Source organism: Caballeronia sp. (assembly GCF_049581465.1).
GTDB lineage: Bacteria > Pseudomonadota > Gammaproteobacteria > Burkholderiales > Burkholderiaceae > Caballeronia.
The window spans coordinates 1-14,483 of record NZ_JBAUSA010000491.1 but is presented as its reverse complement, the minus strand read 5'-3'; the positions used below and the strand labels follow the sequence as shown (position 1 = coordinate 14,483).

The 14,483-nt window shown below is 56.9% G+C and carries 11 protein-coding genes and 3 pseudogenes; 3 read left to right on the top strand and 11 right to left on the bottom strand.

Annotated features, from left to right (window positions below; translation table 11 throughout):
* Positions 1–637 precede the first annotated feature (637 nt).
* Complete coding sequence (locus WCA53_RS12070) at positions 638–907, bottom strand: hypothetical protein (RefSeq protein ID WP_423909853.1); 270 nt, start codon at positions 905–907, stop codon at positions 638–640.
* A 774-nt stretch (positions 908–1,681) separates the two neighbouring features.
* Between WCA53_RS12070 and WCA53_RS12065 the strand changes: the two genes are divergently transcribed.
* Both WCA53_RS12065 and WCA53_RS12060 read left to right on the top strand, forming a co-directional pair.
* Entirely contained in the window at positions 1,682–2,539 is an 858-nt protein-coding gene (locus tag WCA53_RS12065; protein WP_423909849.1) for a universal stress protein, read from the top strand.
* A gap of 423 nt (positions 2,540–2,962) precedes the next feature.
* Positions 2,963–3,199, top strand: coding sequence for a zinc ribbon domain-containing protein (locus WCA53_RS12060; RefSeq protein WP_423909844.1), 237 nt, complete (start codon positions 2,963–2,965; stop codon positions 3,197–3,199).
* A 488-nt stretch (positions 3,200–3,687) separates the two neighbouring features.
* On the opposite strand, the gene WCA53_RS12055 is transcribed toward WCA53_RS12060, so the two are convergent.
* Both WCA53_RS12055 and WCA53_RS12050 read right to left on the bottom strand, forming a co-directional pair.
* A complete protein-coding gene (locus WCA53_RS12055; protein ID WP_423909841.1) occupies positions 3,688–4,503 on the bottom strand; it encodes an enoyl-CoA hydratase/isomerase family protein in 816 nt (271 codons plus the stop codon).
* A gap of 115 nt (positions 4,504–4,618) precedes the next feature.
* On the bottom strand, positions 4,619–5,353 hold the full coding sequence (locus WCA53_RS12050) for an SDR family NAD(P)-dependent oxidoreductase (RefSeq protein ID WP_423909838.1): 735 nt from the start codon (positions 5,351–5,353) through the stop codon (positions 4,619–4,621).
* Positions 5,354–6,002: 649 nt separating this feature from the next.
* Here WCA53_RS12050 and glpD point away from each other — a divergent pair.
* Positions 6,003–7,550 (top strand): glycerol-3-phosphate dehydrogenase, encoded by a 1,548-nt coding sequence (gene glpD, locus WCA53_RS12045; protein ID WP_423909835.1) that lies wholly within the window; start codon positions 6,003–6,005, stop codon positions 7,548–7,550.
* Positions 7,551–7,573: 23 nt separating this feature from the next.
* Here glpD and WCA53_RS12040 read toward each other — a convergent pair.
* The 8 genes and pseudogenes from WCA53_RS12040 to WCA53_RS12005 all read right to left on the bottom strand — a co-directional run.
* Positions 7,574–8,070, bottom strand: a pseudogene (locus WCA53_RS12040) (NAD(P)/FAD-dependent oxidoreductase); the annotation flags it as partial.
* Positions 8,071–8,175: 105 nt separating this feature from the next.
* Positions 8,176–8,724: pseudogene (locus WCA53_RS12035) on the bottom strand (IS6 family transposase); the annotation flags it as partial.
* 170 nt (positions 8,725–8,894) lie between these two features.
* Positions 8,895–9,758: an MIP/aquaporin family protein gene (locus WCA53_RS12030; protein WP_423909832.1), complete on the bottom strand. Its 864-nt coding sequence runs from the start codon at positions 9,756–9,758 to the stop codon at positions 8,895–8,897.
* Positions 9,759–9,815: 57 nt separating this feature from the next.
* Positions 9,816–11,315 (bottom strand): glycerol kinase GlpK, encoded by a 1,500-nt coding sequence (gene glpK / locus WCA53_RS12025; protein WP_423909827.1) that lies wholly within the window; start codon positions 11,313–11,315, stop codon positions 9,816–9,818.
* Between the two features lie 209 nt (positions 11,316–11,524).
* Positions 11,525–12,916, bottom strand: coding sequence for an NAD-dependent succinate-semialdehyde dehydrogenase (locus tag WCA53_RS12020; protein ID WP_423909824.1), 1,392 nt, complete (start codon positions 12,914–12,916; stop codon positions 11,525–11,527).
* A gap of 324 nt (positions 12,917–13,240) precedes the next feature.
* Positions 13,241–13,630, bottom strand: a complete 390-nt coding sequence (locus WCA53_RS12015; protein ID WP_423909821.1) for a tautomerase family protein — start codon at positions 13,628–13,630, stop codon at positions 13,241–13,243.
* A gap of 165 nt (positions 13,631–13,795) precedes the next feature.
* A pseudogene (locus WCA53_RS12010) lies at positions 13,796–13,888 on the bottom strand (IS6 family transposase); the annotation flags it as partial.
* The gene (locus WCA53_RS12005) at positions 13,845–14,033 is read right to left on the bottom strand and encodes a hypothetical protein (RefSeq protein ID WP_423909856.1); all 189 of its coding nucleotides are present in this window, start codon (positions 14,031–14,033) and stop codon (positions 13,845–13,847) included. The pseudogene WCA53_RS12010 and the gene WCA53_RS12005, both read right to left, overlap by 44 nt.
* Between the last annotated feature and the right edge of the window lie 450 nt (positions 14,034–14,483).

Here is a 14,483-nt window from a genome sequence, read left to right as displayed (position 1 = left end):
GATAGAGATTGGGGCAACGGACCTGGATCCTTAGCAAAGCGAATCTTTCAGATGATGCTGCGATCAAGACAGGTCACCCACCCGTATCATCGCCGATAGCTGTACACAAACGTGTCGAGTCCTCGGTCCGGGGCAACGCTCAGCGGAAGACCCGTAACCGCCAATGAGTTACCGGGCCAGGTCGCTTCATGAGGCTGGGTTGGGGGAATCGATAGGTGTTTCATGTGGTTGAAAGACGGGATATAAACACTGTGTAGAAGCTGACTTCTAATCGCTCCGAAGGGCGAAAAGGGAAGATAAACGTCAACTCGCGTGAACTTCAAGGACATCACGTTCAAGCTGGGGTTCAAGGTGTTTTCTCAAACCTCGAGGTTAAAATGCGCTGCGCGCCGTGCTCACCGCGAAATTCCTGCTCCGGGTGCGAGAAGGCAAGCATTTACCTTCGGATGAGCTGTCCTTGTAACCTCGAGTCTGCTGGTCGAGATGGTCGTGGCGCGACGGACGTACAAAATGGAGCCGTCTATGAAATGGTCTAACGTCAAACTGTTTGCAGTCGCGATCGCGTCGCTCTTTCTTACCGCATTTCGGTCGGCTCGTGCGGATGAAGCGCATCTGTCTCTCCGTTGTGTTGTTGTTTTTACCACCCCACATCGACGTGCTTGCCCGGCCGATTTTCCCGCCTGTCAGTCGGCGGGGGCATGCTGCGCGGAATCCACGCGCGGCGGAATTTCTCGACTTCATTTTCTTCGGCGAACACCGACATCGATGGCTTGACCGGAATCGCAATAACGACTGGCCCAAGCGTATTTTGCGACGGCAAACGGTTCGCCGTGGATATCGTCTGGTAAAAGAACACGTTCGTGAACAGGCGGATAAGGTGCAGAAGGAAATCGGCGGCGTCGCTCATGATTCACCTTGTTCAGCAGCCGAACATCTATAACATCCGAAACAAATGTGCATCACACAGTGACATAACGTGCTAAATAGTCACGAATCTGATCCTCCTCCGGCATCGGGCCGAGTTGCGAGGGTGTACGCAAGTTCTCCGTGTCAGCGTGCGGTCGTAAGCGTAGTCCTCCAGTTGGTTGTGAACGACACTGTCCGTTCGCATGGGGGCGGCGACTGCGCTCGGCCGACCGCGAAAGCGGACACTGTGAACCACGCACGTGAGCCGCAATGCAAAGACCGCTCAGACGGATAACCCGCACGCCTTGCGGCGCGTCAGTCACCGTTTTCCGCTCAGGCCAGCTGGTTGCCTTGATACGCCTTTTCAAATCGATGAGTCGTGATTGGATCCATGCATACGAAGTGGACACATAGCGGTCGTGTCGTCGCCCGTCGACTGTGCGACTTCAGCGATGGCTTGATTCGTTTGTGCGAAAGCGAGGCGACTCAACGAGACCACAGAAGCGGCCGCGGCCGCCACATCAAGATATCGAAGGTGCGGCGGATTTTAGGGAAGGATATCGTTCGGCATAAAAGTTCCTACTGGCAACAAGTGCGATCAGCGGAACGATGAGTGCCGCAGCGATATCTTGGGAATGGCTTTCATGACCACAAAAACTGAGCCGTCTAAACAAGCAGCCAGTTGGCAAGCCTCACGTCGCTACCGCCCGGGCCGACCGCGATCCGTAGACCGCGGTAGCTGAACCGATTGTGTGCAAACAAGCCCTTTGGGTAAATGGTCACTGTCGAGCAACAGTATTGTCTGTCGAAAATCAATTGGTTTATTGCGTTGTGGTTGGCTAACGGTCTGTTGATAAACAACGGCTCCTACGACGCGCATATTGCCTCTAGTATTAGCCCAATGCTACATGCGCGGCCACCTATAAAGGATTCGTATGAACCATTGTTCTATCTGCAAGGACGCCTTTTCGATGCCTGTTCACAATCGTGCCTATCCTCGGCTGCCGCGAAAATTAATAAATTTGGAGTATTGAATAATCGATACAAGGCAAATTTCGATGCACGGCGCGCCATCGTGTCGGAGCGGTTGAATCCGGAGGGCGATCTCGTGCGCTACGAATTCCTCATCGTCGCCGGCATCCGCCGCACACCACTTCTGACTGTATCTCCAGCCATGTTCAATATCCTTCTGGTTCCGCTGGACGGCTCACCCCAGAGTGTCCACGTCATCGACCTGGCCGCCCGCGTGGCGGCGCCAGGTACCGCAACCGTACACCTTCTTTGCGTTGTCGACCCATCCTACTTGTTGCCTCCCGGTTGCGAAAGCGGTGTCGCGCCCGATGGCCTGATCTATCCGCCCGCACACGCGCAGACATCTTTCGCACAATCGGTCCTGACTGCCGCAGCCGCACAGCTTGCCGACCGGAATCTCACGGTGGAACAGCACCTCTGCGCGGGAAATCCTCCGGCCGAGGTGGTCATCGAACAAGCCCGGCTGCTGACTGCGGAGGTTATTGTGATGGGACGTCACCGTTTGTCACGGCTACGCCGCTGGGCCAAGCCGTCGACCTGCGGAAAAGTCATCGAAAAGTCGCCCTGCGCGGTACTGATCGAAACCCAGGAGAAGGGCTAACCTCATCACCCTGGTCTGGTGGTAGCCAATTTCTGTGGCCGTTCTCCTGCTAAGCGTTTGAGGCGGCGATATCGACCACCAGCTCGCCTCTTGCTGCGCCTGCCCTGATAGTGCGGTATGCATCGCACATGTTGTTCAGCGTGAAGCGCCGCTCGTCCAGAACGGGTACCCAGAAGGTGCACAACGAAGGGCGGCAATGCGGGAGCATTCGCGGGCGTCGCGCGAACAGTCCTCCGTGCAGTTGCAGGATCGATTTCATAGCGTGGAACGAAGGGGTGTTAAAACGTTTTGGAGGTTTGCGTTGCTATGCATAAATACGAAGTTGTTGAGATATTTTTTTAAACCACAAAACGCTGCGTCCGCGGAAACGTGGGCGCCGCCTGACTGGGGCGAGCCGCAGCGCCAGCTAGCCTACAGGGCGGGATGGTACGGCCGTACATACTGGGGGCGGACCGGTTCTTCGCCTCGAGGAAGGCCTGTCACCCATGTTGCTTCCCGTTGGACACCTTACCTCTAACGGTTCGTCAGTGGACTTGTCCCGCGTGCGGTGCAGTCCGCGCCCGGGACAAGAACGCGGCGAAGGAATTTCCGCGGCGGGACTTGCTGCGACAGCTACACTACAAGCGCTCCAATAGTGTTAGCGGAAAGGCACGACCTTGAAATTAGGGCGGCTGATATCAGGAGAAACGGCGAGGCTTTCTGGACCGCAATGCAGGCCCAGCCCGAGCAAGCGTTCACAGTCGGTACGGAAGCTTTCGATAATGAGGCAGTCGCGGCAAAGAACAGGCGCGCAGGAACGGTCGAATATGGAATCGACGCTCCTGTAAGGGGCGATGAACGTCGATCGCATGTAGAAGTCGATTTAACGCGAGCGTTTTGCCGCGTTTGCCTGATCGCAGTGGCTACCTTGCTTGGGAGCTGGACTTTCGGACCTCGCGCGAGCCATGAGAAGCGGACGTGTTGAACAACAGGTGCGTCCGGTGCATTGATCAAAGCTTACGGGTATGCAGCGAGGCTTGGCGGGTACGAGGCAACGGATGCGACTGGATGTTGATTTGCGTGTGATCCTGACCGGGGATGAGACTGAACCCTTGGTCTAGCTTCAGGGGTTCAGTCCAAATCGACGACCAAGGCTTAAGTAAGATGACCTACAGACTTCCGAGATGTTGACCTAACCTTAGCTCGAAATCGCCATGCTGGCCGAGCCCGCGCTCAACAAGAGTTTCAAAGCGCGCGCGCGCCCCTGGCCATCGGATCGAAGACCGGAACAGTTCTTGAGATGATCGCAAGTCGGCTGGATCAGGTGTGCCTGTTCGATTCAACGCCTTCTTGCTCTCTGCTATTGCTTGCTTATCAAAAGAGGCGATGCGTCGCACAAGATTAAAGACTAGCATATCTAGTTCTGCATCCGGAACGGCACGATTGACTAAACCATAGCATTCAGCTGTCGTAGCGTCGAGGTCGTCTGCGCCGACGATAATCTCAAGTGCGCGTGAGCGGCCCACGAGCAAAGGCAGGCGTTCTAATGCCCCACCACCCGGCACGATGCCAACGCCAATCTCCGGCTGGCTGAATATCGCACGTTCAATGCTTGCAAAGCGGAGATCGCAGGCCATCAAAAACTCATTACCTATTCCGCGGGCTCTGCCTCGGACGGCCGCGATGCTGATGACAGGAGCATAGAGGAGCCGTGTTGCAAAGTCGATCCAAGGCGATTCGACGGTGCCCTCACCGACGACTTTCTCGGTGGCACGCGCCATGTCGTAATGGGCAAGGAAAAAGTCGGGGTTGGCGCTCTCGAATAAAACGACTTTTAGCTCAGCCGACGCTTCAATCCGACCGACGAGTTGCCGCAGTTGCACCAATGTATCGGGGTTAACAAGATTGAGCGGAGGATTCTCAAATACGACCCGCCAGTAGCTGTTTGATTCTTCGTGGACAATAAAGTGTGGACGACCGGTCATAGAAATTCTCCTTCCATCAAGCCGAACGCGACCCGGATTGGGCGCTTGATTCGATACCGCACGGGTGCGTGGGCAGGGATCGCTCTTAACCCGCCTAATGCACCCCGAGCCTCGGCTATCGTCCTGCGGCGGCCCCGCCGTCGACTGGGATAATCGCGCCTGTGGTGAAATTTGAGTCTGTCAAATAGAGTACCGCGTCAACAATCTGATCAACGTCACCCACTCTACCGAGTGGATTGAGCGTAGACAGAAACGCGTGCTTGTCCGGGCTGTGCAATGGCGTGGCAATCACGCCGGGGGCAACCGCATTCACCTTGATGTTGTGCTTCGCAAGCTCGACCGCCAGCGATTTCGTCACTTGATTCAGTCCACCCTTGACCATTACGGGCACCGTCGCTGGTACAGCGGAGCTCGGCTGCATTCCAAGCGCCGCCGTGATATTGACGATGTGCCCATCCTTGTTTTCAATCATGTGTGCAGCGGCCGCTTGCGTCGGATAGAAAAATCCCTTCAGATTGGTGTTGATAAGACTGTCCAAATCCTCCGTCGTGTAACCGGTGATTGGCTTCGCAATAAAAACACCCGCATTGTTGACAAGGATATCCACCTTTTTGAACTTCGCAATTGCCTTCTCGAAAATCTTCTTCGACGTTTCGGGCAATGCAATATCACCCTCAACTAGAAGGAAATTTTCGGGATTGCCGAGCTTTTCGGCCGCGGCTTGGAGACGTTCAATCGTCCGCGCGTTTCCAACCACATTGTAGCCCCGCTTAAGATATGCCTTTGCTAGCGCAAAGCCCATCCCACTTGATGCACCCGTAACAACAACCGTACGTTTTACTGTAGTCATTTGGTAATCCTAAGAAAAGTGAGTTAACTGTCTTCGCATGAAAATGCTGACACGCCGCCGGGCAACGTGTCACGAGTGTAAGACCGCGCCTCGGCGTCGGAAACATCGTTGCCGGTAATTGACTTTCCTGTATTAGTCAACAAAAGTCGGATCAACGCGGGGTGGCCGGCTGCTTCGTCGAACTGCCCCATGATATGGGAATCTTTGAACCCGTGAGGGCTAAATAAATCGTAAGACGTGTACGCCGAAGCAACTACTTGATCTAGACTGTCGCACTCCTTACAGGGATTGTTCTTACGCGTTTGAAAAAATCGGAATGCGTTTGACGAATGGGTTCGAACGTCAAATTGCCAATGCCTGCTGTGTATCACTCGTCCAGTTCTTTGATGCCGTTTTGCGAAGCTCGTTCATTGGGTAAAGAGTGTTTCTCCGGGCTGACGATTGACCGCTCGATCGCTCAGGCTGAACATCCTAGTTAGACGCGTTTCGGGACGAGAATTTGGCGAACTTCAAAACATTTCTTATGGTTAGAGAAATGCTTCGACGTCGAGACGGGGCAAGGGCGCCGTCACGTTACTACGACGAACAGGGGAGATCGATTTTGGAGCATGTTCGTTTTCAACCTCGAACGTAGCTAGGAGAATAGATCATGGACTTCGATTTGCTGGTAGTGGGTGGAGGAATCAACGGTGCCGGAAACGCCCGGGATGCCGCGGGACGTGGATCGCGTGTGTTGCTGGTCGAACAGGACGATCTGGCGGCACATACTTCGTCAGCGAGTACGAAGCTCATTCACGGCGGCCTCCGTTACCTTGAATATTACGAATTCGGCCTGGTACGGAAAGCACTGCGCGAGCGCGAGGTGCTGCTGCGCGCAGCGCCGCACTTGATCAGGCCGCTGCGTTTCGTGATGCCGCACATGCCCGATCTTCGGCCGGCATGGATGATAAGGCTCGGGCTGTTACTCTATGACCATCTTGGCCGTCGCGAATTATTGCCGCCTTCGCGTGGAATCGACATGCGTCGCCATGCGGCCGGTACGCCACTGGTCGATTCGATCCAGCGTGGCTTCGTCTATTCCGATGCGTGGGTCGACGACGCCCGCCTAGTGGTCTTGAATGCACTCGGTGCGCATGAGGCTGGCGCGACCATCATGACGCGCACTCGGTTGGTCCGCGCCTCGCGCGAGGGAGACGCGTGGCATGCGCGATTGCAGCAGCGCGAAGGCACGACGCTAAGCATCAGCACGCGCGCTATCGTGAACGCGGCGGGTCCGTGGGTGGCTTCGTTGCTGACCGGAGTGTTGGGTACGCCCGCGCGACACAAAGTGCGGCTGGTTAAGGGGAGTCATATCGTGACGCGCAAGCTGTTCGACCACGATCATGCGTATATCTTCCAGAACCCCGACAAGCGGATCATCTTCGCCATTCCGTACGAACACGACTACACGCTGATCGGCACGACGGACCTGGAATTTCGCGGAAATGCGGCCGACGTTCATATCTCGGCCGACGAGATCGACTATTTGTGCGAATCGGCGAATCGCTATTTCAAGCATGCAGTCATGCCCGCCGACGTGGTCTGGACCTATTCAGGCGTGCGGCCGTTGCTGGATGAAGCCTCCGACAACCCGTCAGCCGTGACACGCGACTACCACCTCGAACTCGATGCCGGCCATGGCCGGGCGCCATTGCTGTCGGTATTTGGCGGCAAGATCACCACGTTTCGCAAGCTCGCGGAAGAATCGATGGATCTGCTCGCGGTTCCGATGCGCACAGCGAAGCCTTCGTCCACCGAAAGCAAAACCCTGCCCGGCGGCGATATTCCAAACGCGGATTTCAATGCGTTTCACATCGAATTCACCAGCCAATATCCGTGGCTGCCAGCCGCCCTCGCGTATCGATATGCACGCGCCTATGGCACCCGTGCCTATCTGCTCCTTGCAGGGGCGGGTTCGCTCACTGAGCTCGGAGCGGAGTTCGGCCCCGGTTTGTACGAAGCTGAACTCGTTTATCTGCGCGACAACGAATGGGCCCGCAGTGCCGAGGATGTCCTGTGGCGTCGGTCCAAGCTCGGCCTTCATGTCCCGAGCGCGACCGCGTCGAAGATCGATGCCTGGTTTGCCGAAACGCCAACGCGTACGCACATGACTTATGCGGCGGGCGAGCCTGCCTATCCGGCCGCCTTCGAACATTGATCGTCGGTACCAGTGTGGCAAGCTCACTCGTGATGCGCCGACCCCGACGCAATCCGCTCGGTCAGGCCCGCGTCGTAGCTTGAACGCACATGTACCCGTTTCCTCTCGGGATACGCGTAGGCATAGGCTTTTCGCAGTGCCAGCGACGCGTCGTGGAAACCGGAGGGGATCAGCTTCTGCTTGTCCGGGTAGGTCGCGATATCGCCCACCGCGAAGATGCCGGAACGCGAGCTTTCGTAATTCGACGTATCGACCTCTACGCGGTCGCCCATGACCTTCATGCCGAGGTCGCAATTGGCCCAAGATCCGCGAACAGTCCATACAGGACCAAAAGGTGATCGGCATCGACCTGCGCAGAGCTACCGATCTGGCTGATCTCGATCGACTAGATCGTTCCTTCCAGCTCGGCAATGGAGCCGACCATGAATTCCATTTCCACCGCCGCGACCGCGCGTCGCATGTTGTAGACGCTCGATGCAACGGCGCTGAAGCCGTTGCATCTATGCACGAGCACGACACGCTGTGAGCTCTGGTGCAATGGCTTGTTTGGACGAGATGTTTCCTATAGATATGGATACCTTATCGATTAAACAGGGACGGAATTCTAGACAAGGGGCGCGGCGGTTTATTTGAGTCCGAGCATGGAGAAGTTGAACTGACCCTCGCGAATGCGACGCATCAATTCGATGCCTGAAATCGTGGTAGCGAAATTCCTGAACCTTTTGAAGCTGAGCATCACGTTCGTTCTGGACTTGATGTTTTGATGGTCTTGCACGATCAGATTGTTCAGGTACTTCGGGGACCGGATCTTCGTGTCCTCAGGCAGCAGGCCATCTGCCTTCATCTCACGCACCGCCCGGCGTGAGGCGGCATAGCCATCGAGCGTGATCGTCTCCGGCGGCTGTCCTTGATGTTTGATTGCCTTGCTGAAAAAGGCGTTGGCCGCGGCCACGTTGCGCTTCGCCCTGAGCATAAAGTCCACCGTCTGGCCGGCTCGATCTGCCGCACGGTACTGATAAACCCCCTTGCAACGAATCTTCAGGTAGGTTTCGTCACCACGCCATGACCGCCCTGTGGGTACGCCAAAACGATTCCCGCGCTTGACGAACTCCGGCGTAAAGCGGTTCACCCAACGCATAATCGTGGTGTGCACCAGGGACAAACCGCGCCTCGCGTTATGCATCGCAGGTTCGAAAATTCACCGCCGCTGCGCTCGGGCAAGAGCGGAAAATCCAACTCCGCCGATTCGCCTGACGGCGCGCAAATACTGGGTCTAAACGACGGGGCTAAACAACTTTGGCAGCAAACGCTACCAAAGCCGCGAAAGTTGAGTATATCGCCGCGCTACTTCGTCGCTTGCCCACTCAGGTTGGGTTGCCTGCCAGTACGCTCCGATTGCAGCGCACGAACCCGCGCCGGCAAGAACGGGTGAATCAGCAGTTGATAAGCCCCCCCGCCGATCACGCCGCCAATCAGGGGAGCGACCACCGGAATCCACCAGTAGTTATTCGGTGAAGGCAGCGCCGAGGAACCCCAGCCCGCAAAATAGGCGAACACGCGCGGTCCGAGATCGCGGGCCGGGTTCATCGCCCAGGCTTCCAGATAGCCCATCGACGAACCGAGGATCGCCACCAGGAAGCCAATCATCAACGCGCCGACGTTGGCCTGCGGAGCCATCTCGTTGAACTGCTCGGTGATCGCGAAAATGCCGAACAGGAGGAATGCGGTCAGGACGACTTCATCGGAGAAGGCATGCATCGGCGTGATGGCCAGGCCCGGATGGGTAAAGAAAACCCCCGCTGCCCCGCCGCCGGCCCGTGACAGCTGATGAACCAAGTTGAAGTGGTCGATCACCGGCCCGAACAGCAAATAGACAATGACCGCACCCAAGAACCCCCCGACCATTTGCGCGCCCCAGTACGGCAGCACGCGCTTCCATGAAAAGCCGCGGAACAAGGCAACCGCCAGAGTCACGGCAGGATTGGCATGAGTGCCCGAAACCGATCCTGTGACGTAGATGGCGAGGGTCACCGCCAGGCCCCAGGACATGCAGACGCCCCAATAGGCATTCACGTATGGGCTCGGGTCGTAAAGGATATACATGCATGCCACCGAGTCGCCGAATGCAATAATAATAAGGACTGCTATGGCCTCGGAAATCAATGCGCCGACTAATTCCCGGCTGACCAGTCTTTCTTTAGTGGACATGGAGGAATACTCTAGAATGGATGAACTGAAGAGAGTGATGCTCGATCCTGTCGGCGCCTAGTCCGCGTCCGCCCAGGCCTTTGCGGCATTCACCGCGCGTTGCCAGCCGTGCAAGTGACGCTTGACCTCGTCGGCGGCAAGATCCGGCGAGAAACGACGGTCCAGCTTCCAATGGCTTCTCAGTTCATCCACGTCCTTCCAGTAACCGACGGCGAGCCCGGCCAAATAGGCCGCACCGAGCGCCGTGGTTTCGCTGACCTGCGGGCGCACCACGTCCACACCCAGGATGTCCGCCTGGAATTGCATCAGCAGGTCGTTCGCCACAGCCCCGCCGCCAACCCTCAATTCACCTATCCGGATGCCGGAATCGGCTTCCATTGCCCGCAGCACATCGATTGATTGATGGGCGATGCTGTCGAGTGCCGCTCGTGCGAGATGCGCCGAAGTGGTTCCGCGCGTGACGCCGAACAACGTGCCACGCGCCCGCGCGTTCCAATGCGGCGCCCCCAGTCCTGCGAAGGCCGGCACCAGATAGACGCCATCGCTGTGCGGAACGCTGCGTGCGAGCGCTTCTATGTCCGCCGCGCGCTTGATCATGCCCAGGCCGTCGCGCAACCACTGCACTACCGCGCCGCCAATGAAGATGCTGCCGTCGAGCGCGTAGTTGACCTGATCGCCGATCTTCCAGGCGATTGTCGTCACCAGGTTATTGCTCGATTCGATGGGGTGCGTGCCCGTGTTCATGACCAGGAAGCAACCAGTGCCGTAGGTATTCTTGACCATCCCGGGTTCCGTGCACATCTGGCCGAACAGCGCCGCGTGCTGGTCGCCTGCGATCCCCGCGAGAGGGATTCGGATAGCGAACAGCGAGGCATCAGTCGCACCGTACATCTCCGACGATGCCCGCACCTCCGGCAGCATGCTGCGAGGAATTTCAAACGCGTCCAGCAATTCATCATCCCATTGCAAGGTGCGGATGTTGAATAGCATGGTGCGCGAGGCATTCGTCACATCGGTAATATGCAATTCGCGGTGGGTCAGGTTCCACGTCAGCCACGTGTCGATCGTTCCGAATGCGAGCTTGCCCTGTTGGGCTTTTTCGCGGGCGCCGTCCACGTTGTCGAGAATCCAGCGGATCTTCGTGGCCGAGAAGTAAGAATCGATAGGCAAGCCGGTCTTCGCGCGGACCTTGTCTTCTAGGCCACGCGCCTTGAGTTGGTCGCAGAAGCTTGCGGTGCGGCGGTCCTGCCAGACAATCGCGTTGTATACCGGCTGGCCGGTCGCGCGATCCCACACGACGGTCGTTTCGCGTTGGTTAGTAATCCCGATTGCGGCAATCGACGAACCGTGCAAACCTACGCGCGCCACCGCTTCCGCGGCAACGCCCGCCTGGGTCGACCAGATTTCCTGCGGGTCGTGCTCGACCCAGCCAGGATGCGGATATATCTGCTGAAACTCTTTTTGCGCCCACGATACGATGTTTCCCTCGCGGTCGAACAACATCGCGCGCGAACTGGTGGTGCCCTGATCGAGCGCAAGGATGTACTTGTTCTGCATGGTTGTCTGCTCTGTCTTCTGATTGCTTATATTGCCGGCACATTGGAACCGGTCGATTTCGAGGTCGCGGCGACCCGGCGGCAAGCGACACTTTTCAACAGTTTTGCTCGATCTTATGGCCGCACTGTTCCTTAAGTGGCCCACCCCGACCTGGAGCAACTGCACTGGGGCGAAGCGGGCAAAATCGGCACGCGCGTGCCGGGAAGCGCTTAGAACGTGCCGTCGATGTCGGTCACGCCGATCAGCTTGTGGTTGACGAATTCCTTCAGGCCCAGTCCGATCAACTCGCGCCCGTAGCCTGAACGGCGGATGCCACCGAACGGCAGATCGGCCTTCACCGCAGTCGGGTGGTTAATGTAGACCATGCCGCTCGAGATCTTCCGGGCCACGTCGACGCCATGGACGAGATCCTGAGTGAACACCGAGCCGCCGAGACCGAACGGTGAGTCGTTTGCAATGGAGATCGCTTCCGCTTCGTCCTTGGCCTTGAAAATCAGCGACACGGGACCAAAGAATTCCCAGTAGTAGGCCGGGTTGTTTTTGGTCAGACCGGTAAGCATGACCGGACGTACGAACGCGCCCCGATCCGACACTTCGGCACCGATGACAGTCGCCGTCGCTCCATGGGCGACCGCCTCCTCGACGTGCTTGCGCACGTCGTCAGCGGCACCCAGCGACGACAGCGGCGCGAGCGTCGTGGACCGATCCATCGGATCGCCGGCCTCCAGTGCATTCACGCCAGCGACGTACCGTTCGATGAAGGCGTCATAGACAGCCTCGACTACGATGAGACGTTTGGACGAGCAGCACACTTGGCCAGCGTTCCAGTGACGACCGAACACGGCCCACGTGGCTGCCTTGTCGAGGTTGGCGTCTTCCAGCACGATGAACGCGTCGGCTCCGCCAAGCTCCATGGTCGATTTCTTGAGTGCGGCGCCGGCCTGAGCCGCGACGATGGCCCCGGCCCCTTCCGAGCCGGTTAATGCGACGCCGTGTACGCGCGGGTCGTTGATGATGGTCTTGATCTGCTCGCGGGTGGCGTACAGGTTCTTGAAGCCGCCCGCCGGCAAGCCGGCTTCGAGCATCAATCGCTCGAACGCATCAGCGCACTGCGGCACGTTCGATGCATGTTTGAGTATGACCACGTTGCCGGCGCACAACTGTGGGGCAATGATCCGCGCGATCTGGTAATAGGGAAAATTCCATGGTTCGATAGCCAAGATGATGCCGAGCGGTTCGTGCACCAGCATCGCATCTTTCACCGCGGGGTCCTTGGAAGGCAGCTTCTCCGGAGCCAATAGCTGTTCGGCGTTCTCGACGTAGTATTCGAAGATGCACGCGGAAAGCTCGACCTCGGCCTCCGCCTCGGTCAGCAGCTTGCCCATTTCCAGGGTCAGCAGCTTGGCGTATTGCGTGTGCTTCTCGCGCAGTAGATCTGCAGCCTTCTGCAGCACAGTCACCCGCTCGGCGGTTGCCACGTCCTTCCACATCTGGTAAGCGGCATGCCCTTGTTCCAGCGCCTGAGCCACCTCGGCATCGGTGGCGTCGGCAAAGGTCTTGAGTGTTTCTCCCGTATAGGGATTGGTGGTCGAGTATGTCATCTAAACGCTCCTTTTCTTTGTTCGCGTAACATCTGTGTCCGGCTCCTTCCTGACTCGCTACTTCCGAGAGCATGATCGTCCCTGCAGCGTTCTGCGAACTCCTGCATCGCAAGCCTGATAAGGGTCACCTGAGTTTTGTTCAAGCTCTTGCGCCCCGATTGAAATCGAGAGATCACCTAGATTTCTGGAAATCTTCATGACGCTTCCATTCACACTTAGCTATGCTTAAAGTTCGTACAAAAAGACGGACCACCGGACGATTGAATGGTTGATTGTGAAGGACCAACCGACTGGTCAGTTAACCGAAGTTTAAAGAACCAAAGTCTATAGTTCGCCGGTCATGAACTGTGCAACGCCGTTGCCGAAGCTCCAATCGACGTCCGAGTTGATCACGAAGGACACCATCACATCGCTCGGCGCGATGCCGCAACTCGCCTTGAGTTCGCGACAAAGTTCTTTGTAGAAGAACTGCTTCGCTTCCTGGGAACGCGGGCGCGACGTAACCGATACAAGCACGACGTTCTTCGTACGTGTTATGCCAAGATCCGTGTCCTCTACGACCATGCGTGAGGCTTTGTGTTCATTGACGAGCTGATAGCGGTCGTGCTCCGGCACGCCGAGCGATATCAGCACCGCGCGGTGAGCTGCATCAAGCATTGTCTTGATTTGCTTGTCAGTGCGACCTTCAACGATGTCAAATTTGAGGAAAGGCATGTACTTCTCCAATTGATGAGGGGCCTGAGAACGGCTGGTGCCTTGTTCGTGTATTGCGCCAACCGATCAGCCCAGTTTGGACGCGACCGTCAATTAGAGAAAGCGCTACAGTCGAAAAACTGTGTTGTCCGCGATGTTACGACTTTGATCCAAGAATCCAGTCTGCCTGAAGGGTGCTGTCACGTTTAATTGTTTGCGACGCAGGATATCGAGTTCAGTACCGTGTTGATCGACGGCGCGCCACAGCAGGTAAGGCTTGTGCCATCCAGCGCAACGCGTTGAAAAATCCACGCAATCCGTACCGGCGCTGCTGTGTGTCTTCGTCCATCAGGGTCAGATACCGAGCGACGAAGCTCCATTCCTCGCCCGAAGCATCCGTCAGGTATGGCTTGCGTTCTGTCATTCCGCTCGGTTGTCTGCTCTGACCGAAAGCGCCTAACACGCTCTAGCGATAGTACCCATTTGGCCGTAGCTGAATGCGGCCGAGCGTTATCCGGCTTTATGGACGCGAATCGCTTGCCATTTGCAAACGGAGTTTTTACCAAACGATCATTGGTCGACGCGTTTCGTTGGGATCACGTCTCTTTCTCATGTTGTTGTTTAGATATCGCAACGATCCATGGTGAAACAACTTTGAACTGCGCGTCAGTTGACTGACGCGCGGTTCTGCTGGGTCGCTTTTTTTTTGCGTATTGACATACCGGGTATTAGACATTGTTAGGTGTATGGAGATTTGAATGAAAATTTATGTGCTCGTACTTGCAACTGCTGTATTTGCCGTCGCGACGTGGCGGCCGAGCAAGATGGCTCGCTAAAGAGGATCGACGCGACGTTGTATCGCGGGGAATAGCCT